This window comes from Neobacillus niacini (assembly GCF_031457145.1).
Lineage (GTDB): Bacteria > Bacillota > Bacilli > Bacillales > Cytobacillaceae > Neobacillus > Neobacillus niacini_J.
On sequence record NZ_JAVDVZ010000001.1, the window covers coordinates 262,187 to 283,476 of the forward strand.

A 21,290-nucleotide genomic window follows, 5' to 3' on the forward strand; every position below is an offset into this window, starting at 1 on the left:
GATAGTATAAAAGATGGTCTAACCTTGTCCACCCCTTCATACATTTTAATAGTAATGATAGGGGGGACAAGGTTTGAAGTATAAATGGTTACTACTATTTTTAATTAGCGTTATGCTCACTCCCATGACGGCCTACGCCCATGAGCATAGACCGATAGAGAAGTTAGATAGTATCTCTGATGAAGCACTTCAAATGATCAAATTTCAGAGATATGATGATGGCAAAAAGCTGTTAAATTATTTCTCAGAACAGTTCACGGACATTTCAAACAAAGAACATCCATTTACCATGGATGAACGAAGGATTATAACAGTATCTCATGATGAAGCGTTGGAGGCAGCAGCGAGTTCAAATATGGAATATGAGGAAAGAGTCCAAAGACTAACGAAGTTTCGTCTAGTGGTTGACGCGATTGCAACTAGCCATCAACCATTATGGACAGAGATGGAAAATCAAATTATGAGGGCTTTCCAGGAGGCAAGAGAAGCAGCAAGTACCGGTGATTCCGCACATTTCCACTCTAATTTTAATACGTTTATGTCCTTATACAACGTTATTTATCCAAGTATGAAAATTGATGTTTCTGCAGAAAATATCCAAAGAATCGATGCGCGTATCAATCTTATTGATGAATATCGGTCAGAGGTTGTTAATAACGTAAAAAATTTACAGGAATTAGAAGGCCTAGAGTCGGATTTAAAGAATTTATTCGATAACATGGATGAGGATGAGGCAGACCCATCCCTATGGTGGGTAATCATTTCAACAGGAAGCATTATCATATTAACCCTTTCCTATGTAGGGTGGAGAAAATATCAAGGTGAAAAAGAGATAAGGAAAAACCGTTCTAGGGTTCATAAGGATTAAAAATTTTCATTTGAACTTCAACAAGAATAATTTCACCGTTAGAAAACTGGAGGTTCAAGATGGCATTCTTAATTTATTTTCTAATCATTATGTTGGTGCCTTTATGGGCTCAATTTAGGGTTAAAGGTACTTTTGTAAAATATTCTCGTGTAGCCAATTCATCCTACCGAACCGGAGCAGAAGTTGCTAGAGAAGTACTAAATTCAAATGGTCTTTTTAATGTTGGTGTCGAAGAAGGAAGAGGTTTTTTAAGTGATCACTATGATCCACGGACGAAAACTGTCCGGTTATCCCCAGAAAATTATCAAGGTCATTCAATCGCTTCAACCGCCATCGCTGCCCATGAATGTGGACATGCTATACAAGACGCGCAGCGCTATACTTTTTTACGGTTCCGCCATGCTTTAGTTCCAGTAGCGAATATTGGCTCGAATTTTTCGTGGGTACTTGTTTTGATAGGAATCTTTTTTCAAATGAGCGGGCTGTTGTTAGCGGGTATCGTGTTTATGGCAGCGGCTGTTCTATTTCAAGTAATCACGTTACCGGTTGAATTTAATGCTTCCAACCGAGCAATGGACCAGGTGGTCTCGCTAGGATTAATCCGTAATGAGGAAGAACGTAATGCTAGGAAGGTATTAAATGCAGCCGCGTTAACTTACGTTGCAGCAGCAGCAGTAGCTGTTTTGGAGTTATTAAGACTGGTCCTTATATTCACTGGCATGAATAGAAGTAATGAATAAAAGCAATGTCCCAGCTGGACATTGCTTTTCTATATTTCAATTGGCTTTTTATTTTCGTCTAGTGTAAAGCCTTCGCCATGGACATCATGGACAACCGTGACTGAAACAAAAGCATGAGGGTCGACGGAGGTTATTAAATTTTTTAAGCGGACAATCTCATTCTTAGCCACAACACAATATAGAACTTCGCGCTCTATTTTGGTAAAAGAACCATATCCTTTTAGAACGGTAACTCCCCGATCCATTTCCTCCATAATCTTTTTCGCTATATCTTCATTTCTTTCAGAGACAATCATCGCACCTCTTGCCGTATAGGCACCTTCTTGAATGAAATCAATCACTCTAGCCCCAATAAATACAGCCACCAGGGTATACATAGCTTCTTTATAATTGAGATATGTAAGCACAGAAACACCAATAACACAAATATCGAAGATAAACATGGTTCTACCCATGCTCCAGCCTGCGTATTTCTGAACAAGTCGTGCAATAATATCGACGCCGCCTGTGGTGCCGCCATAGCGAAAGATAATCCCTAACCCAATTCCCAAAAAGACTCCTGCAAATAATGCAGCTAGTAATAAATCGTCCTTTAGTGGCATTTCAATCGAGTAACGTTGGAAAATCCATAAAAACACGGAGAGACCTACTGTCCCTAGAATGGTATAAAAGAAAGCGTTTCTTCCTAGCAATTTCCAACCGATAAAAAAGAGAGGAATATTTAAAATTAAGTTTGTATAGGATGGGTCCCATTTGAACATGAAGTAAAGAAGAAGGGTTATACCTGTAAAACCGCCTTCGGCGAGTTTATTTTGCATATTAAAATGTACAAGTCCAAAAGACATAATCGCAGTTCCTAATAAGATAAATAAGATATTTTTTATTTTAAGTCCAAATAACATGAATCTTAACTCCTCTGCCAATATTTTCTACAACCAGCGGATATTATTATAGCGAATTAACTATAGAAGAGCAATTTTCGGCATGAAAGAGTATACTTAATACAAAAATATTTGTAAAACTAAAATATTTTAGCTAATGTATTTAGTAGATGTTTTTTTATATTTAAAAGAGGTGAATGTGTTTGGTCAATGGGAAATCTATCAAAGACCTGCAGGTAGAAGTAGATACATACATAAGTCAATTTAAAGAGGGGTATTTTAGTCCTCTTGCAATGGTGGCCCGACTAACAGAAGAGTTAGGAGAGCTTGCTAGAGAAGTCAACCATTATTATGGTGAGAAACCAAAGAAATCCAGTGAAACCGAGAAGGCTATTGAGGAAGAGCTTGGAGACCTTCTTTTTGTCATTATTTGTTTAGCCAATTCCTTAAATATTGACTTAGAAGAAGCACACGACTACGTTATGAATAAATTTAATACGAGGGACAAGGATCGTTGGACAAGGATAGATAATAAGAATCAGGAGTGAGAGAGATTGAATAAGGTAAAAATTATTATTGCAGGACCACGGGGACGTATGGGCAGCGAAGCTGTCAAAATGGTAACCAATACCGAACATTTTGAACTAAAGGCTGTTATTGATTATAAGTACGAGGGTCATATGTTAAGTGACCTTGAGGGATTCCAAGCTATTAATAATGTACCAATTTTTTCAAACATCGAAACTTGCCTTCAAAATGTGGAGTGTGATGTATTAATTGATTTAACTACACCAGAGGTTGGGATGCATCATGCAAAAACAGCCCTTCTTCATAATGTCAGACCAGTTGTCGGCACCACAGGATTTACAAAAGCTGATTTGGAAGAGTTAGAAGGTATTTGTAAGGACAAAAATCTCGGTTGTATTATCGCCCCTAATTTTGCCCTTGGCGCTGTGTTAATGATGAAATTTTCACAAATGGCTGCAAAATATTTTAATGATGTCGAAATCATTGAACTACATCATGACAAAAAACTCGATGCTCCTTCCGGAACAGCCGTGAAGACTGCCGAAATGATTTCCGCTGTAAGGGAATCAAAACAACAGGGTCATCCGGATGAGAAAGAAACACTAAGCGGTGCCAGAGGTGCTGAACTTGACGGCATGCATATTCATTCAGTGAGACTGCCAGGTCTAGTTGCGCATCAACAGGTTTTATTTGGTTCAGATGGTCAAACCTTATCCATCCGTCATGATTCCTATAATCGTGCATCGTTTATGTCTGGTGTAAAGATTGCAGTAGATACAGTAATGAAGCAAGATCTTTTTGTATATGGTCTTGAAAATATTATAGAATAGGAGCACTTCCATGAATATAGCCTTAATCGCACATGATAATAAAAAGAATGACCTTGTTCAATTTGCAACAGCATATCAAACTATTTTTTCAAAGCATGCTCTTTTTGCAACGGGTACAACAGGGCAGAGAATCCAAGAAGCAACTGGATTACCCATTACCAGATTTCAATCAGGTCCTTTAGGTGGAGATCAACAAATCGGTGCGATGATTGCAAAAAATAAGATGGATGCTATTTTCTTTTTCCGCGACCCGCTAACAGCACAGCCGCATGAACCTGATGTAACAGCACTCGTTCGCCTTTGTGATGTATATTCTATTCCCCTTGCTACTAACATGGGGACTGCGGAATTGTTGATAAGAGGCCTAGATGAGGGCTTCCTAGAATGGAGAAATATTGTCCACGAGAACGGTGAAAGTGATGAAGGATAAGCCCTTACATATTTTAGCTTTTGGTGCCCATGCTGATGATGTGGAAATCGGCATGGGAGGCAGTATCGCAAAATGGACAACAAGTGGAAAAAGGGTAGGTATTTGTGATTTAACCGAAGCGCAACTTTCTTCAAATGGGACCATTGAGATAAGAAAAAAGGAAGCGAATAAGGCTGCAGAACTATTAGGAGTCACCGAAAGGCTGTCACTCGGATTTCCGGATAGAGGACTCCTTCTCCAGGAGGAATTCATCAGGAGGATTGCATCAGTAATTAGAAGGTACCAACCTCAAATTGTCTTTGCTCCCTACTTTGAAGATCGCCATCCTGATCATGGAAACTGCGCCCGCCTTGTCGAAGAGGCGGTCTTTTCCGCGGGCATAAGAAAATACCAAACGGAGAATTCCCAAAAACCCCACAAGGTTTCAAGAGTATATTTCTATATGATAAATGGTTTCCATAAGCCCGATTTCACAATCGATATCTCAGCTTATATGGAAAATAAAATTGCAGCCTTGAGAGCTTACAAAAGCCAATTTGAACAAACAGATACTAGCGTCGAAACTCCGCTTGTAAATGGGTATATCGAAACCGTTGAGGCAAGGGAAAGATTATTCGGTCAACAAGTTGGTGTTAATTTTGCAGAAGGTTTTAAATCAAAAGTACCAATCCTTTTGAATTGTGATTTGATGGGAGATTAAGAATGAGGAAACTTAAAATTGGAATTACCTGCTACCCTACAGTTGGTGGCTCAGGTGTGGTAGCGACGGAATTAGGTAAAATGCTGGCAGAGAAAGGACATGAGATCCATTTTATCTCATCTAGTATTCCTTTTAGACTGAATAGAATTTATCATAATATTTATTATCATCAGGTTGAAGTCAATCAATACTCAGTTTTTCAATTTCCACCTTATGACATTGCTTTAGCTAGTAAAATGGCAGAGGTTGCTAACAGAGAGAAACTGGACATTCTCCATGTTCATTATGCGATTCCTCATGCTGTTTGCGCGATATTGGCCAAACAAATGAGTAAGGTAGATGTAAAGATTGTCACCACTCTTCATGGGACAGATATAACAGTCCTTGGGTACGATCCATCCCTAACGGAGGCAATTAAATTCGGAATTGAAAAATCTGACGTAGTAACGGCTGTTTCCAGGTCTTTAATTGAGCAAACTCACGAACTTATTCAGCCAGATAAACAAATTGAAACAGTATATAACTTTATTGATCAAAGAATTTATCAAAAACGAGACGCCAACCATTTAAAGAAAGAATTCGGGATTAAAGAAGATGAAAAGGTTGTTATCCATGTTTCGAATTTCCGACCAGTTAAACGAGTTCAGGATGTTGTAAAAACCTTCGCGAGAATTTCTGAAACAATGCCGGCTAAACTTTTGCTGGTAGGCGATGGCCCCGAAATGACACCTGTGTGCAGACTGGTTAAGAAGCTAGGCTTAACAGACAAAGTTCACTTCCTCGGAAAACAAGAAAACCTTGAGGAGTTATACTCAATCAGTGATTTGAAGCTTTTATTATCAGAAAAAGAAAGCTTTGGACTGGTGGCTCTTGAGGCAATGGCTTGTGGTGTTCCATGTATCGGTACGAATGTTGGTGGAATGCCTGAAGTGATTCAGCATGGTGAGACTGGGTACATATGTGAATTAGGTGATATTGCAGATATTTCTTCAAAAGCAATCTTGCTATTAAGTAATCAACAACTTCATCAAGAATTTGCTAATAATGGAGTCTTGGTTGTAAATGAAAAATTTAGAGCCGAACAAATTGTCGGTCAATATGAGCAGTTATACTATAAGCTCTTAAACTAAGGATGTTTTTGAAAAGAATGTTGTTAAAATCTTAAAGCCGATTTTAACGTGGAAATAGTTATTTTGCGCTTTAGAATTTAGTTTGTAGGCTCTTTTCTTTTTAATTTATTCTATTTTCTGCGGAAACTAGCATAATCATTATATTTTGTTCCAAAAAGCAACAAAGTTTAAGAAAAGAGCCTATATAAAGGATGATAAATATGAAAGAGCCTTTTTTAGCAGCTGTACCAGTTTTAACAAAGTTAGAATCTGCAGGTTATGAGGCTTATTTTGTAGGTGGGGCAGTCAGGGATTTCCTTCTGAAAAAAGAAATAAACGACATTGATATTGCAACTTCTGCAACCCCCGAGGAAGTAAAGCAAATCTTTTCAAAAACCGTAGATGTTGGTATTGAGCACGGAACCGTTCTCGTTTTATATCAAAATCAATCGTATGAAATTACTACCTTCCGTACGGAAGCTGAATACGAGGACTATCGCAGGCCGAAAGCAGTGTCATTTATTAGGAGCCTGAAGGAGGATTTGCAACGTAGGGATTTTACTATGAATGCAATTGCAATGGATAAAGACGGAAATCTAATTGACCCCTTTCATGGAGAACTTTCAATAAAGAATCAAGTTATTCAAACAGTCGGAAAAGCAACAGATCGTTTTCAAGAGGATGCTCTTAGAATGATGAGAGCGGTTCGTTTTGTTAGTCAGTTGTCTTTCCGGATTGAAGAAGAAACACTTACTGCTTTGGAAGATTTAGTGCATTTGCTTGGTAAGATTGCAATTGAACGAAAACAATCGGAGTTCGATAAATTACTTTCTGGTGATAATCGAAAACAAGCATTACAACTTATTCTTCAAACCAAAATTTATCTCTATTTACCAGGTTTATCAAACCAGGAGGAAAGCCTTAAGTTAATATTAGAGTACAAGTTTGACCGATTAACTACCCGGGAAATGTGGGCATTGCTTGTATATTGTCTGAAACTCAAAAATAAGGAAATAGAGGAGTTTCTCAGAGGCTGGAGAATGCCATTAAAGGAAATTAGGGAGATTCAACTTATTATGCACTACTTAAATAAGAGATTCGAAGTTAACTGGTCTTCATATGATTTGTATGAAGCTACGCAGGAAATTTTCCTATCTGCGGAGGTTCTCTATCTTGTAATAAATGGTTTTGAGTCTAATGATTCCATACAGCATTATATACAAATATATGAAGGTCTTCCGATAAAAGCGCGTTCAGAAATGGATGTAACGGGTAATGATTTAATGGAATGGTTTAACAAAAGCGGCGGACCATGGGTAAAAGAACTGCTTCTTAAGGTTGAGCAAGCTATTTTAGCTGGAAGCCTGGTCAATAATAAGAAAAATATAAAGGAGTGGCTCACAGAATGCAATCACAACTAAGGAAGGACTTACTTGATGCCTTTACAAAAGCTGATGGGGCCTATTTATCAGGGCAGCATATTGCGGAGTTAATTGGCTGCTCAAGGACAGCCGTGTGGAAGCATATAGGGGAGCTTCGAAAAGAAGGTTTTGAATTAGAGGCAGTGCGCCGGAAAGGCTATCGGATTGTGAAAACACCTGAAAAAATAACAGCTGATGAATTGAGACTCGGATTAACGACTAAATTCATTGGTAAAAATTTGCACTATGAGGAAACTGTAGATTCTACCCAAAAAATTGCGCACCGGTTAGCATATGACGATGCTCCTGAAGGAACAGTAATCATTGCCGAAGAACAGGTATCTGGCCGTGGAAGAATGGCCCGCAGGTGGCATTCCCCTAAGTATACTGGTATTTGGATGAGTATCATCCTTAGACCTAATATCTCACTGCCAAAAGCTCCACAATTAACACTATTAACAGCAGTGGCAATTGTTCAGGCAATTGAGGAACTTACTGGTTTACTTCCAGAAATAAAATGGCCAAACGATATCCTAATTAAAGGAAAAAAGGTAACAGGTATACTTACTGAGCTCGAAGCAGAATCGGACCGGATTAATTCAATCATCATTGGTATTGGCATAAATGTTAATCAAACAAAAGAAGACTTTCCAAGCGACCTAGAGCAAATAGCTACCTCACTCCTGCTTGAAAAAGGCGAGACGGTATCTCGAGCTGACTTAATAAAAGGTATCTTTACAAATCTAGAAAAATTGTATTTACTTTATTTAGAAGAGGGCTTCCTTCCTATTAAGCTTCTATGGGAAAGCTATGCGATAAGTATTGGCAAGAAGATTACAGCCCGTACACTCACACAATCCATTATCGGTAAAGCACTAGGGATAACAGATGATGGAGTGTTAATGATTGAGGACGATCATGGCAAAATACACCATGTCTATTCGGCAGATATAGAGCTTTAAAATATTGCATGTTTTAATCAAAGGCTGTTTTCATAAAGAGTGTTGTTAAAATCTTAAAGCCGATTTTAACGTGGAAATAGGTAATTTGCGCTTTTGAATTTAGTTTGCAGGCTCTTTTTTAATAAAATATTTTCTATTTTCTGTGGAAACTTTAGTACAAACATTAAATTTTGTTTCAAAAAGCAACATAGTATATGAAAAAAGCATAATCAAAAGAATATCTTGCGATTTATTCAGTTTTTTCTTATAATTCAAATAATGGGCGGTATCCTTGAGAGCTGCACCTGAAACTGATTTTTACAACTTAAAATGGTTTCTGCCTAGATCCGTATAGCGGACCGGGACAGAGGGATAGAACACGTAAAAGAGTACCAAGATCCTCTGCCTTCAGATGGGTCTTTTTATTTGCTCTTTTCCCCTCTCTTCCTACTAACAAGGAGGGAATATTGATGAAGCAAAGTACAGATTTCTTGAAAATGAAAAAAGATAATGAAAAAATCGTCATGCTCACAGCGTACGATTATCCATCTGCAAAGCAGGCAGAGCAGGCTGGAGTGGATGTCATTTTAGTTGGAGACTCTCTTGGGATGGTTGTCCTTGGATATGATTCCACAGTTCCAGTGACTTTAGAGGATATGATTCATCATGCAAAAGCAGTAAAGCGAGGAGCTAAGGAGACGTATATCGTTGTTGATATGCCATTTCTTACCTATCATCTTTCAATTAGGGATACCTTACTAAATGCAGGCAGATTGATTCAGGAAACAGGTGCTCATGCTGTTAAGCTGGAGGGTGCAGATGAAGTACTTGAACAAATCTCAGCACTTACAAAGGCAGGAATTCCAGTTTGTGGGCATCTTGGGCTTACACCTCAATCCGTTGGCGTATTAGGCGGTTATAAAGTTCAAGGAAAAGAAGCTAAAGACGCAATTAAATTATTGGAAGACGCAAAGAAATGTGAAGAGGCCGGGGCATTCGCCCTTGTGCTTGAATGTGTACCTAAACAGCTTGCAGATGAAGTCTCTAAAAACGTATCTATTCCTGTTATCGGTATTGGGGCAGGGGTTGATGTGGATGGGCAAGTATTAGTCTATCATGATATTTTAGGTTATGGTGTAGAGCGAGTACCGAAGTTCGTAAAACAATATTACTCCTTAAATCCGTTTATTGTTGAATCTATCCAAGCTTATGTGAAGGAAGTAAAAATGGAACAGTTTCCTGACGATAAGCATTCCTTTACCATGAAAGAACGTGAGCTAAGCGGACTCTACGGAGGATTAAAATGAGAGTCATTACCAAAATACATGAGATGCAAACTGAAATAAAAAATCTTAAATCCCAATCCAAAACAATTGGATTTGTGCCAACAATGGGATTTTTACATGAAGGCCATTTAACCTTATTAAAAAAAGCTAGACAAGAAAATGATCTTGTTGTATTAAGTATTTTCGTAAATCCACTGCAATTTGGTCCGTCTGAAGATTTTTCAACGTACCCTAGAGACATTAATAGAGACCAATCACTGGCTGAATGTGAAGGAGTAGACATCCTGTTTTATCCTGGTGTGGAAGAAATGTATCCACAGCCTTCATCAGTAAGGGTTATCGTTCAAGAGCGTACCGATGTTTTATGCGGAAAATCGAGACCGGGACATTTTGATGGTGTTGCTACCGTCTTAACAAAGCTATTTAATATTGTTATGCCAACAAGAGCCTATTTTGGGAAAAAGGATGCGCAGCAAGTGGCTGTAGTAGAAGGATTAATTTCCGATTTTAATTTCCCTATTGAATTAATCCCTGTAGATATCGTTCGTGAAGAAGATGGTCTTGCGAAAAGTTCTCGTAATGTCAATCTTCTGCTGGAAGAGAGGGCTCAAGCAAGCACCATTTTTAAAAGCTTAACAGCTGCTAAAACGGAGATTGGGAAAGGAGTTCGGGATCCAAACTCCATAAAGACGTTAGTAACTGATATTATTACCTCCCAGACCAATGGGGAAGTTGATTATGTTGAAATCTATTCTTATCCTCAGTTAAAACCATTGGAGAATTTAGATGGTACCTGTATCATTGCACTGGCTGTAAAATTTTCTAAGGTTCGGTTAATAGATAATATCATCTTAGAAGTTGGTCTGGAAATTGGAGGAGAAAAATAATGTTTCGTCACATGATGAATGGGAAAATCCATCGTGCAACTGTAACAGAAGCAAATCTAAATTATGTTGGTAGTATTACAATTGATGAAGATTTACTTGATGCTGTGGGAATGGTTGCAAATGAAAAGGTTCAAATCGTCAATAATAATAATGGCGCACGACTGGAAACCTATATTATTCCGGGTGAAAGAGGCAGTGGTGTCGTTTGCTTAAATGGAGCTGCCGCACGACTTGTTCAAAAAGGTGATATTGTTATTATTATTTCATATTGCTTGGTATCCGAAGAGAAAGTCCACAGCCATAAGCCTAAAGTGGCGATTATGGGGGAAGATAACAGGATAAAAGAACTTATAAGTGCAGAACCAGCATTAACGATTATGTAGAAAATTCCCGTTCATAACGGGGATTTTTTCTTTTTTTGTGTTAATTTTGTATACTGTAGATTAAGGTTTTCTTTTTCTTTTACCTTTTTTGTGATACCGTTTTAATGAAGGTTTGAGGTGTTATGTAAAATGTTAAATAAATTTGTTGTAGTAGATTTAGAAACTACAGGAAATAACCCTAAAAAAGGGGATAAAATAATCCAATTTGCCGCTGTAGTCATTGAAGACGGGATAATCACGGAAAGCTTCTCATCTCTGATCAATCCTGAAAAATCAATCCCAGCTTTTATCGAGGAATTGACAGGCTTAAAGGATGAGATGGTAAAGGACGCTCCATTATTTGCAGAAATAGCCCCCAGGGTGAACGCTTTATTAGAAGGTGCTTATTTCGTAGCTCATAATGTATTATTTGATTTGTCATTTTTACAGGAAGAATTAATTCAAGCAGGATTTGAAGGCTTTTACGGGTCGGTTCTTGATACAGTAGAAATGGCAAGAATCATCTTTCCGACTGCAGATGGCTATAAGCTAACTGACCTAGCAATACGTGAGGACTTGCAGCATGATCGACCACATCAAGCAGATAGTGATGCCCAGGTGACAGCAGAGCTTTTTCTTATACTTGTGAAGCGTTTATCTCAATTACCTGAATTGACTCTCCGTCAGCTTTCTCAAGCTTCAGGAGGGCTAAAAAGCGATTTACAACAATTAATGGATGAAATCATATTAGAATTAGACCAGAGTAATGAGAGTTGGCAAGAATCGCTTGAGATATGTAACATGCTTGCTTTGAAAAAATCGCCAAGTAATTCCAAGTCAACAAGCAAGCCGTATCAGGTTGATTTTAAATATCCAATCGGTGAAGAAGATAAAATAGAGTTGGTTACAAAAGGCTTTACTGCCTATGAAAAAAGAATCGGTCAATTTCAAATGATGGATGGGGTCTATCAAGCATTTAAGTCAGGAATGCATACACTCATTGAAGCTGGAACGGGTGTAGGGAAATCTCTTGGGTATCTGCTGCCAGTTGCTTATTTTGCTAAACAGAACTCGCTCCCAGTTGTGGTAAGTACACATACCGTTCAACTACAGGAACAAATCATTCATAATGAAATCCCTTTATTAGCAAAGATCCTTCCTTTTGGAGTAAAGACCGTTTTGTTAAAAGGAAGAAATCATTATATAAGTTTAGAGAAATTTGCGCTTTCCTTACTCGAGGAAAACGATAATTATGATACCACATTAACAAAAATGCAGATTCTTGTATGGCTGACCGAAACTGAAACCGGAGATAGAGACGAGTTGAATCTCTCAAGCGGTGGAAATTTATTCTGGAATAAGATTAGGAACGAACAATCTGTCTTTCCAATAAATAGGCTTTGGCAAGAGAAGGATTTTTATTTGCGGGCAAAAAACGAGGCACAAAATGCAGATATAATTATTACCAATCATTCATTGTTATTAAGTAATCTATCGGCCGAAAAATCCTTTTTGCCAGACTTTGATTATGCCATCATCGACGAAGGGCATCATTTTGAAAAGGTTGCAAGTCAATATTTTGGGCGTTCATTAGATTACTTAACAACTCGATTGCTCTTAAGTCAGTTTGGTCAATCTGAACAAAGACTACTTTTTTATGAACTAGAATTAATCCTTGATGAACTAAAAGCTAACAAAGGAGATTTAACTAAAAACATAAAAATAAATCAATTAGCGGCAGACCTTTCCTATGAAATGGACGAATTTTTTAAGCTGACTGCTCTTTATGCAAAATCAAATACTGCTCAAAGGCTTGGATTAAATAGAGCGAAAGTACGTTTTTCACGGGACAAGGGTGGAAAAGAAAAAATTGCGCTCGTACACAGCGCTGAAAGATTTGCCTTCCTTTTGAAAGATTTACATGATGCTATAACCGAACGTTTAGAGTTAATAAAGATAAATAAGGAATCATTATCAAGTAAGCAAAAAGGAAAATTAGAGGAAATCATTTCCTTTAATAACGATTTAGCAGAGTTGAGAAATACCGTTCAAGATTGTTTTATTAAGGAATCAAATGATGTTAAATGGATTGAAATTGACTTTCGCTCACAACAGAATGTCACAACCTTTTATGCTCAGCCTGCATTTGTTGAAGCTGGTTTACGGGAAAGATTCTTTAGCCTTAAAAAAGGCGTTGTCCTAACTTCTGCTACCCTTACTGTCAATCATTCATTTGACTACATGATAAAAGAGATAGGGCTTTCTAAAGACACTACACTAACAATGACCATCACCTCACCTTTTGATTATAAAAATCAGGTGCAGCTATTAATCCCAGAAGATTTGCCTGAGGTTAATTCAACCAGTCTAGAAGATTATGTCATTGCAATAACGGAGCATATCATAACGATCGCTGAGGCAACCAAGGGGAGAATGCTGATTCTCTTTACGGCTCATGACATGTTAAAGAAAACATATGAGCTAATTAAAGAAAGTGGTTTTTTAGATGACTATGCCATGATTGCTCAAGGGATTACCAGCGGCAGCCGCTCGAGGCTGACGAGGAATTTCCAAAGGTATGATAAAGCCATTTTGTTAGGCACAAGCAGCTTTTGGGAGGGAGTAGATATCCCCGGGGAGGATTTATCCTGTTTGGTTATTGTCCGATTGCCATTTAGTCCGCCTGATGAACCGCTGACAGAGGCTAAGTGTCAAATAATTAAACAAAAGGGTGGAAATGCTTTTACGGAGTATTCTTTACCTGAAGCAATCCTCAGATTTAAACAGGGCTTTGGCCGCCTTATTCGCACGGAAAACGACCGAGGGATTATGATGGTTTTTGATAAAAGGATTATTACTACAAAATATGGGAAGGCTTTTCTGCAATCCATTCCATCCGTACCCATGAAAAAGGGGAATATTGACGAGTTAGTTGAAATAATTTACAAATGGTTATAATGAAATTTGGAAAAATTACACATCCTAATCATAAGGGGGTATGTGTATGAGAGTGTTATTATTAATGACAGCAATCTTTTTTCAATTGACTTCGTTTGGAAGTGCCTCTTCAATTGAGTATGGAAATGTCGAGAGTATTGACTTGAATTTGAGGGATCATGAGATTGCTGTCACTTTTTTGGGTTTAAGTGACGGAGAAGCCACCCTAATCCAAGGCTCAAATGGAGAAAATATATTGGTTAATATGGGTGGTGAAGAAACAAGTGAAGAATTACGAGATATGCTTAAAACATATGGTGTTAAAGAAATTTCAACACTTGTTATTACGAACCGCCAAAATCTTTTTGTAAATCAACTTTCACCAATCATATCAAAATACAATGTAAAGCAATTAATTTCAACACCTGAAATAGCAAACGAATTAACAGATATGGCGGCTGCCTTTACCGAAGTTGTAGTGGTACCTTGGAAAGAGGGTACTGCACAAATCCTTCTGCCTGATTTGTCTGCAGATGTTCTTTTTGCAGGAAACGGTGAAGATGAAGGGTTAGATTTTAGGTTACAATTTTTTAAGCATCGTCTGTTTCTTATGACCTCATCTAGTGATCGTGCGGAAGAGAATTTATTAAAGAAAAATCTAGACGATATCAATATTTTTAAGGTACCAAACTGGGCCATGGAAGATTCGTTATCTGAGAAATTGATTCAATACGTTAACCCGCAAATATCGATTCTTTTTGAATCAGAACAACATCAACCTGACCCCGATATCATTTATGAGTTGCAAGATACATGGTCAGAAGTTTTTTTTACCAAGAAACATGGCAACATCACAATAAAATTTACAGAAAATAATTATGAGGTATTCACTTTTCCAGTAGAAAAGGAAGACTATAGCTGATATTATTGCTTTAGAGAGATAAAGGAGGAGTAGAATGGAATCAAAAGTCGAAGTCCTCTCCACTGTAAAACTTCAGCATAGTCCGGACTTATACAAAATTGTAGATGCCCTAAATCGAACATTGAAGCAAAAGGATCTAATGTTTGGATTGGCGCTTGATCGAGAAGATCAAAGCAAAGCGATATTTACCATCTATCGTACATAGAAAAGTGGAGTAAAATGAAAAAAATAATATTAATTCTTGTACTATTTATAGTTGTTTGTGTGGGGGTTTTTATTAAAGTATATGTAAGTGCTCAGGAGCCTCTAGCTGCTGCGGAAGAAAAAGCAGTATCCTTGGCAAAAGAGAAGGTCAATCTAAGTGAAGTAGAGGATTTCCATATCTATCATGGTACAGAGACCGTTAGTGTCTTAGAAGGGAAAAATAATAAAGGTGAGAATATCATCGTATGGATTCCCGAGAAGAGCAAAAAAGTCATGGTTGATAAACGAAAAAATGGATTATCCAAAGAGGAAGCTATTAAAAGGCTTATGGATGAAAAAAACCCAAAAAAAATTATGTCTGTTAGATTAGGAATGGAAAATAATATCCCATTATGGGAAATTCATTACCGTTCTGAAAATAATTTAATAAATTATTATTATGTAGACTTTAAAACAGGTGAGTGGCTAAAAAAAATTGAAAATTTATAGCTTGATTTAGTGGGAGGAAATAGGAATGGCAATCAATTTAGCAAACAGGGTAATGGCACTTACACCTTCAACAACATTAGCCATTACAGCAAAAGCAAAAGAATTAAAGGAGCAAGGGGTAGATGTAATTGGTCTAGGTGCAGGTGAACCCGATTATAACACTCCTCAGCATATCCTAGACGCTGCAGCCCGGTCGATGAATGAAGGTCATACAAAGTATACTCCTTCTGCGGGCTTACCAGCTTTAAAAAAGGCAATTATCGAAAAGTTTGAGAGAGATCAAGGTCTATCCTATAAACTAAATGAAATTATTGTTGCCAATGGGGCAAAACATGCTCTCTATACTTTATTTCAAGTGCTCTTAAATGAAGGTGATGAGGTTATTATCCCAACACCTTATTGGGTAAGCTACCCAGAACAAGTAAAATTAGCCGGAGGGGTACCGGTTTATGTAGATGGATTGGAGTCGCAGCAATTTAAGGTTACTCCTCAACAATTAGAAACGGTGATTACTGAAAAAACAAAAGCGATTATCATTAATTCGCCAAGTAATCCTACAGGTATTATTTATACTGCGGAAGAACTGCAGGAATTAGGAAAATTATGCCTAGAAAAAAACATTTTAATCGTATCAGATGAGATATATGAAAAGCTCATATATGGTGATCATAAGCATGTATCGATTGCACAGCTATCACCTGAGTTAAAGGAGCAGACAATCGTTATAAATGGAGTTTCTAAATCACACTCTATGACAGGCTGGCGCATCGGATATGCCGCTGGAAATAGAGCGATAATAGAGGCGATGACAAACCTTGCTAGTCATAGCACTTCTAACCCAACAACAACTGCTCAATATGCCTCGATTGCGGCCTATAACGGCCCTCAAGAGCCTGTAGAAGAAATGCGTCAGGCATTTGAACATCGCTTAGAAGTAATTTATGATAAATTAGTTTCGATACCAGGTTTTACTTGTGTAAAGCCTCAAGGTGCGTTTTATTTATATCCAAATGCAAAGGGTGCTGCAGAAATAACAGGCTATCCAAATGTTGACGCGTTTGTTGAAGCACTGCTAGTAGAAGCAAAGGTAGCCGTAATTCCGGGCTCGGGGTTTGGTACACCAGATAATATCCGTCTTTCTTATGCTACTTCTCTAAATCAATTAGAAGAAGCAGTAGCTAGAATCAAAAATTTCGTTGAGAGTAAACGTCAAGCTTAAAATATTGGATTTCCAAAGGAAAGTCTGCTAAAGCAGGCTTTTTCTTTTCCTTATAATATCTGGATAATCCATCCCTCTTACTCAGACGGGTTGTTCATGTTATACTAATCAAGAGGTGTCGTAAAAGATGAAAACAAATATATTATCCTGGCTTCAGGAAGGTAATCTAACGGTTCCTGCTGTATTATTTTCTGAGTACCGTAATATGAATCTAAATGAACATGAACTTGTTCTTATATTAAATATTATTACTTTTATAGAGAAAGGAAATAACTTCCCAACCCCAGAAGAGCTCTCCTCACGAATGACAATTACTGTTTCCGAATGTAATGAGCTGCTGCGAAAATTAATCCAAAAAGGGTTTATAGCTATAATAGACGAATACTCATCAGAGGGTATCAGGTTTGAGAAATACTCTGTTGAACCATTATGGGAGCGGCTTGTAGACCGGTTTTTGATTAAAAATAAAAATACTCAAGAAGTTACTAAGAAGGCTGACGAAAGTGATCTTTATACATGCTTTGAGAAGGAATTTGGACGTCCATTATCCCCATTTGAATGTGAATCATTGGCGATGTGGATGGATGATGATCACCATGATCCTATTATCATAAAGGCAGCATTGCGAGAATCAGTCATGTCGGGGAAGTTAAATTTTCGCTATATTGATAGGATTCTTTTTGAATGGAAAAAGAATGGTATAAAGACAATTGAACAGGCAAAAAATCATGGTCGAAAGTTTCGCCAAAAGCAAACACAAAATCGACCAGCTCAAGACTCTCAAGGCTCTACAGCAAATTCAGTACCATTTTATAATTGGCTTGAGCAATAAAACCTAGTAAACGAGAGGAAAATTTCTCTCGTTTGTTTCTCTTTGTACACCAAAAAGTATTAATACAACAGGCAGGTGAGATTTCTTTGTTAAACAATACGCAAATTCGATATTGTCTAGATCAAATGGGTGAGATGTTTCCTGAGGCTCATTGTGAATTAACACATTCAAATCCTTTTGAGCTAGTCATTGCAGTTGCATTGTCCGCACAATGTACCGATGTCCTCGTCAATAAGGTTACTAAGAAATTATTTGAAAAATACAAATCCCCAGAGGATTATTTACGTGTACCTCTGGAAGAACTGCAAAATGATATTCGCTCGATTGGACTCTTCAGGAATAAAGCTAAAAATATTCAGAATTTATGCCGTTTATTACTGGATGAATATGATGGGGAAGTACCTAATGATCGGGACGAATTAACGAAACTTCCAGGTGTTGGCAGAAAAACGGCAAACGTTGTCGTGTCTGTGGCATTTAACATTCCTGCAATTGCGGTAGACACACATGTAGAGAGAGTAAGTAAGCGACTGGGAATATGCCGCTGGAAGGATTCTGTGTTGGAGGTTGAAAAAACTCTGATGAAAAAGGTACCAAAGGAAGAGTGGTCTGTGACCCACCACAGATTGATTTTCTTTGGGAGATATCATTGTAAAGCTCAAAACCCACAATGCCCAAGCTGTCCTTTATTGGAGCTGTGCAGAGAAGGTAAAAAGAGAATGAAAGGGAAGGAAGTAGTGAATGGATAAACAAATCTTCGTCCCTTTTCTAGAGGAAATGGAATTAGCTACACAGATAGAAAATCCAGATGAAGCTATTTCACATCTTCTAGCTGAATGGGGTCAAGTAAAAGGTGAACTGGAAATCCTTTATCGTAATCGAGAGCAAAAAACGACGCTTCAAGGGATGAAAAAAGGAATTGGATTGTTCATCCTCTTTTTATATTTATCCAATGATAGCCAGGCTAACCTTAAAGAACTTGAGCCAATTGACTTTATAGAAATGAAACCAGTTAATCTTGAAGAAAGATTAGGTTTTATCATTAGCAGACCAACCTTATTTCATTCATATCGCCAGCTCACTGAGTTGATGGTGGAGCAAGAAAAACTATATGCAAAAAAAAATATCGTAAAAAAGCGTCTAAGCCAAAATGGTTAGACGCTTCTTTATGCTTATGGATTTCCTCTTCCACCATTACCATTCCCATTACCTGTACCGTTGTCATTTCCGGTTCCGGTTCCGTCTCCAGGGGTCGGGATTCCAGGAACTATACCACCATCACCGTCGCCATTACTTGTACCATTACCATTACCTTCACCCTCTTCTTCTTGTTGTGGTAAAGGTATGTCTACTGCGGTTGTTGCAGGGTCACTTCTCTTTTCATTGATAATTGCAACGATTGTAATGCTATACTTTGCACCAGGTGTTGGATTCTGAAGTGTGACTACTTTTTCTGAAATTATATCTGTTTTTGGTGCCACACCATCAGTGACTGTAATCTCGAATTGAGCCTGAGCATTACCTGGATTGTTATAATCCCATGTCAGTGTCACTACATTTTTTCCTGGATCATAAATTGCCTGTGGATTACCAGGAGCATCAATCTTGTTATATTTCACCGACACTGATTTTGGTGCATGACCTTTCACTGCATACTCTGTAATAACCTCACTATCAGGTGTAAACTCACTTGCAAGTGCTGGCGGCATAGAGCCTTTTTCAATCCTAACCTTCTGAACACTGTCTGGAACAGGAAAATCAGCTGTTTTAATATCCTTTGATACATATTCCATGAGGTTTTTAAAGATTAATTGTGCAATTTTTTGATCAGCACCTGCTTGAATAGGAGTCTTTATACTAGAATAACCCGTCCAAACAGCTGCAGTATAGTTGGTTGTGTACCCTGCTATCCATGCATCAGGAACTACCTTATCACTTTTGATGTTCCACTTTTTCATATCTTCTGTTGTATAGTTCGTTGTACCTGTTTTTCCTGCAATTGGCAGTCCAGGAACTTTTGCTGTCGTTCCAGTACCAGGGGAAACCATAACACTTTTTAGCATATCTGTGATCATGAATGCAGTTGAATCTTTCATAACAGGCTTTGTTTCTGGTGCTGTGTCAAGGACAGTACCATCTCTAAGCTCAATTTTTTTCACCGCATAGGGTTGTGTATACATTCCGTTATTTCCAAATGCACTAAAAGCGCCAGCCATTTGGAGCGGAGAAACTCCAACCCTAAAGCCGCCAATCGCGTATGATTCAAAAATTTCCTTAAGTGGAATTCCTAAGTTAATGGCAAATTCTTTAGCCCTTTCTAAACCAACCTGCTGAAGTGCTTGAACTGCGGTTGTATTTTTTGAAAGCTGTATAGCTGTACGCATGGAGATTGGGCCCATATACTTATCATTCCAGTTGCCAAACTCTTGACCTGTTGAATACTTTATTGGTTTATCATCAATAGTCTGATAGGTACCCCAATTGAGATATTCAATGGCTGGACCATAATCAAGTACAGGTTTGATCGTTGAACCAGGCTGTCGTTTTGTATCGATTGCATAGTTGAAGCCTCGCTTGACTTCTTGGTTCCGTCCGCCGCCAATGGCACGGATTTCACCTGTTTTTGTATCAATGAGAGCGACTCCTGCTTGAAATTCAGCATCTGGGTATTTAATCACTTCATCGGTATTTAGAATCGTATTCACATGCAACTGAGCGTTTCTATCGAGGGTTGTATGAATCGTTAACCCGTCTGAAAAAATATCAAAATCACCTTGTTTCTCTACTTCATCAATGACGGCATCGACAAAGGCATCATAAGGTTTTTCGTCTCTTTCACGTTCCTCTTCTTTAACTAATGAGGCTGTAACAGGTACACTTTTTGCTGCATCCATATCTTCTTTTGAAATGTATCCATGCTGCTCCATTAAAGTTAAAACAATATTACGTCTTTTTTCTGCTAAGTCCGGATGGTCAAATGGGTTATAATTATTTGGACTTTGCGGCATTCCAGCTATTTGTGCTGCTTCTGGAAGGGTTAATTCATTTAATGATTTATTATAATAAACTTTTGCAGCCGTTGCCAGTCCATGACTATTTTCCGATACAAAGACTTTATTAATATACATTTCAAGGATTTGGTGTTTTGTATATTTTTGTTCAAGCTGATAGGCCATCCATGCTTCCTGAACTTTACGTTTCAAGGTTTTTTCAGGAGTTAAAAATGAATTTTTTATGACCTGCTGCGTAATCGTACTTGCCCCTTCAGAACCAAATCCTTCACGGAAATTGGCAACCACGGCACCAGCTAAGCGGATGGGGTCCAGCCCATGGTGTTTATAAAAACGGGCATCCTCCACTGCTAGTACTGCATTTTCAACTTGTTTGGGTATATCCTTATAATTTACATACTCCCGGTTTTCTGACCCGACCTCAGAAATCAACTCACCATCTTTATCTAAAACCTTAGAAGAGATAGGGTCCTTTAATAATTTCGGATCAAGTTTAGGGGTATCCTTTACTAAAAAAGCAAAAGTTCCAACGCCAGCCAAAATACCAATAATGCCAAGTACCACAAGGGATAGAAAAATCTTCTTAACGATACCACTAGGTTTTTTCTTCGCTTGCTTTTTTCCTTTGGACTGTTGGAGTTTCTTACGGCGCTCTTCTCTTGATTGAAATTCTCCTGCCATAATAAAATTCCT

At 38.0% G+C, this 21,290-nt stretch carries 22 protein-coding genes; 20 read left to right on the forward strand and 2 right to left on the reverse strand.

The genetic code is table 11. The features are described 5' to 3' along the window. The first annotated feature begins 73 nt into the window (after nucleotides 1-73). Together ypjB and J2Y03_RS01420 are read left to right on the forward strand one after the other, a co-directional pair. The gene (gene ypjB / locus J2Y03_RS01415; protein ID WP_310190028.1) at nucleotides 74-868 is read left to right on the forward strand and encodes a sporulation protein YpjB; all 795 of its coding nucleotides are present in this window, start codon (nucleotides 74-76) and stop codon (nucleotides 866-868) included. Nucleotides 869-927: 59 nt separating this feature from the next. Beyond that, nucleotides 928-1,608 carry a zinc metallopeptidase gene (locus J2Y03_RS01420; protein ID WP_310190029.1) on the forward strand — a complete coding sequence of 227 codons (681 nt, stop codon included), beginning with the start codon at nucleotides 928-930 and terminating at the stop codon, nucleotides 1,606-1,608. Between the two features lie 29 nt (nucleotides 1,609-1,637). Here the strand turns inward: J2Y03_RS01420 and J2Y03_RS01425 are convergent, their stop codons facing one another. Continuing rightward, nucleotides 1,638-2,510 carry a YitT family protein gene (locus tag J2Y03_RS01425; RefSeq protein WP_310190031.1) on the reverse strand — a complete coding sequence of 291 codons (873 nt, stop codon included), beginning with the start codon at nucleotides 2,508-2,510 and terminating at the stop codon, nucleotides 1,638-1,640. A 176-nt stretch (nucleotides 2,511-2,686) separates the two neighbouring features. On the opposite strand from J2Y03_RS01425, the gene J2Y03_RS01430 reads away from it, so the two are divergent. From J2Y03_RS01430 to J2Y03_RS01515, 18 genes are all read left to right on the forward strand, one after another. Then, on the forward strand, nucleotides 2,687-3,037 hold the full coding sequence (locus J2Y03_RS01430) for a nucleotide pyrophosphohydrolase (RefSeq protein ID WP_165903062.1): 351 nt from the start codon (nucleotides 2,687-2,689) through the stop codon (nucleotides 3,035-3,037). A 6-nt stretch (nucleotides 3,038-3,043) separates the two neighbouring features. Beyond that, on the forward strand, nucleotides 3,044-3,847 hold the full coding sequence (dapB, locus tag J2Y03_RS01435; RefSeq protein WP_310190033.1) for a 4-hydroxy-tetrahydrodipicolinate reductase: 804 nt from the start codon (nucleotides 3,044-3,046) through the stop codon (nucleotides 3,845-3,847). Nucleotides 3,848-3,857: 10 nt separating this feature from the next. Beyond that, on the forward strand, nucleotides 3,858-4,277 hold the full coding sequence (mgsA, locus tag J2Y03_RS01440; protein WP_310190035.1) for a methylglyoxal synthase: 420 nt from the start codon (nucleotides 3,858-3,860) through the stop codon (nucleotides 4,275-4,277). After that, nucleotides 4,267-4,977, forward strand: coding sequence for a bacillithiol biosynthesis deacetylase BshB1 (bshB1, locus tag J2Y03_RS01445; RefSeq protein WP_310191287.1), 711 nt, complete (start codon nucleotides 4,267-4,269; stop codon nucleotides 4,975-4,977). Before mgsA ends, bshB1 begins: the two co-directional genes overlap by 11 nt. 2 nt (nucleotides 4,978-4,979) lie before the next feature. Beyond that, the gene (bshA, locus tag J2Y03_RS01450; protein WP_310190037.1) at nucleotides 4,980-6,107 is read left to right on the forward strand and encodes an N-acetyl-alpha-D-glucosaminyl L-malate synthase BshA; all 1,128 of its coding nucleotides are present in this window, start codon (nucleotides 4,980-4,982) and stop codon (nucleotides 6,105-6,107) included. A gap of 200 nt (nucleotides 6,108-6,307) precedes the next feature. After that, entirely contained in the window at nucleotides 6,308-7,507 is a 1,200-nt protein-coding gene (locus J2Y03_RS01455) for a CCA tRNA nucleotidyltransferase (RefSeq protein WP_310190039.1), read from the forward strand. Next, on the forward strand, nucleotides 7,492-8,469 hold the full coding sequence (locus J2Y03_RS01460; protein ID WP_310190041.1) for a biotin--[acetyl-CoA-carboxylase] ligase: 978 nt from the start codon (nucleotides 7,492-7,494) through the stop codon (nucleotides 8,467-8,469). Before J2Y03_RS01455 ends, J2Y03_RS01460 begins: the two co-directional genes overlap by 16 nt. A 449-nt stretch (nucleotides 8,470-8,918) precedes the next feature. After that, complete coding sequence (gene panB / locus J2Y03_RS01465; RefSeq protein WP_310190043.1) at nucleotides 8,919-9,755, forward strand: 3-methyl-2-oxobutanoate hydroxymethyltransferase; 837 nt, start codon at nucleotides 8,919-8,921, stop codon at nucleotides 9,753-9,755. Then, a complete protein-coding gene (gene panC / locus J2Y03_RS01470) occupies nucleotides 9,752-10,621 on the forward strand; it encodes a pantoate--beta-alanine ligase (protein WP_310190045.1) in 870 nt (289 codons plus the stop codon). Before panB ends, panC begins: the two co-directional genes overlap by 4 nt. Beyond that, nucleotides 10,621-11,004, forward strand: a complete 384-nt coding sequence (gene panD, locus J2Y03_RS01475; protein ID WP_310190048.1) for an aspartate 1-decarboxylase — start codon at nucleotides 10,621-10,623, stop codon at nucleotides 11,002-11,004. Before panC ends, panD begins: the two co-directional genes overlap by 1 nt. Before the next feature lie 129 nt (nucleotides 11,005-11,133). Continuing rightward, nucleotides 11,134-13,941, forward strand: a complete 2,808-nt coding sequence (dinG, locus tag J2Y03_RS01480; RefSeq protein WP_310190049.1) for an ATP-dependent DNA helicase DinG — start codon at nucleotides 11,134-11,136, stop codon at nucleotides 13,939-13,941. 46 nt (nucleotides 13,942-13,987) lie between these two features. Beyond that, nucleotides 13,988-14,842 carry a ComEC/Rec2 family competence protein gene (locus J2Y03_RS01485; RefSeq protein WP_310190050.1) on the forward strand — a complete coding sequence of 285 codons (855 nt, stop codon included), beginning with the start codon at nucleotides 13,988-13,990 and terminating at the stop codon, nucleotides 14,840-14,842. Nucleotides 14,843-14,876: 34 nt separating this feature from the next. After that, nucleotides 14,877-15,047 (forward strand): YpmA family protein, encoded by a 171-nt coding sequence (locus J2Y03_RS01490; protein WP_132089461.1) that lies wholly within the window; start codon nucleotides 14,877-14,879, stop codon nucleotides 15,045-15,047. Between the two features lie 14 nt (nucleotides 15,048-15,061). Further along, on the forward strand, nucleotides 15,062-15,535 hold the full coding sequence (locus J2Y03_RS01495; protein ID WP_310190052.1) for a cell wall elongation regulator TseB-like domain-containing protein: 474 nt from the start codon (nucleotides 15,062-15,064) through the stop codon (nucleotides 15,533-15,535). A gap of 25 nt (nucleotides 15,536-15,560) precedes the next feature. Further along, complete coding sequence (locus tag J2Y03_RS01500; RefSeq protein WP_310190054.1) at nucleotides 15,561-16,754, forward strand: pyridoxal phosphate-dependent aminotransferase; 1,194 nt, start codon at nucleotides 15,561-15,563, stop codon at nucleotides 16,752-16,754. 127 nt (nucleotides 16,755-16,881) lie between these two features. After that, complete coding sequence (locus J2Y03_RS01505; RefSeq protein WP_132089455.1) at nucleotides 16,882-17,586, forward strand: DnaD domain-containing protein; 705 nt, start codon at nucleotides 16,882-16,884, stop codon at nucleotides 17,584-17,586. Nucleotides 17,587-17,672: 86 nt separating this feature from the next. Further along, on the forward strand, nucleotides 17,673-18,335 hold the full coding sequence (gene nth, locus J2Y03_RS01510; protein WP_310190056.1) for an endonuclease III: 663 nt from the start codon (nucleotides 17,673-17,675) through the stop codon (nucleotides 18,333-18,335). After that, nucleotides 18,328-18,744 (forward strand): YpoC family protein, encoded by a 417-nt coding sequence (locus J2Y03_RS01515; RefSeq protein WP_310190058.1) that lies wholly within the window; start codon nucleotides 18,328-18,330, stop codon nucleotides 18,742-18,744. Before nth ends, J2Y03_RS01515 begins: the two co-directional genes overlap by 8 nt. Before the next feature lie 14 nt (nucleotides 18,745-18,758). Here the strand turns inward: J2Y03_RS01515 and J2Y03_RS01520 are convergent, their stop codons facing one another. Next, nucleotides 18,759-21,278 (reverse strand): PBP1A family penicillin-binding protein, encoded by a 2,520-nt coding sequence (locus tag J2Y03_RS01520; RefSeq protein ID WP_310190059.1) that lies wholly within the window; start codon nucleotides 21,276-21,278, stop codon nucleotides 18,759-18,761. Nucleotides 21,279-21,290 lie beyond the last annotated feature (12 nt).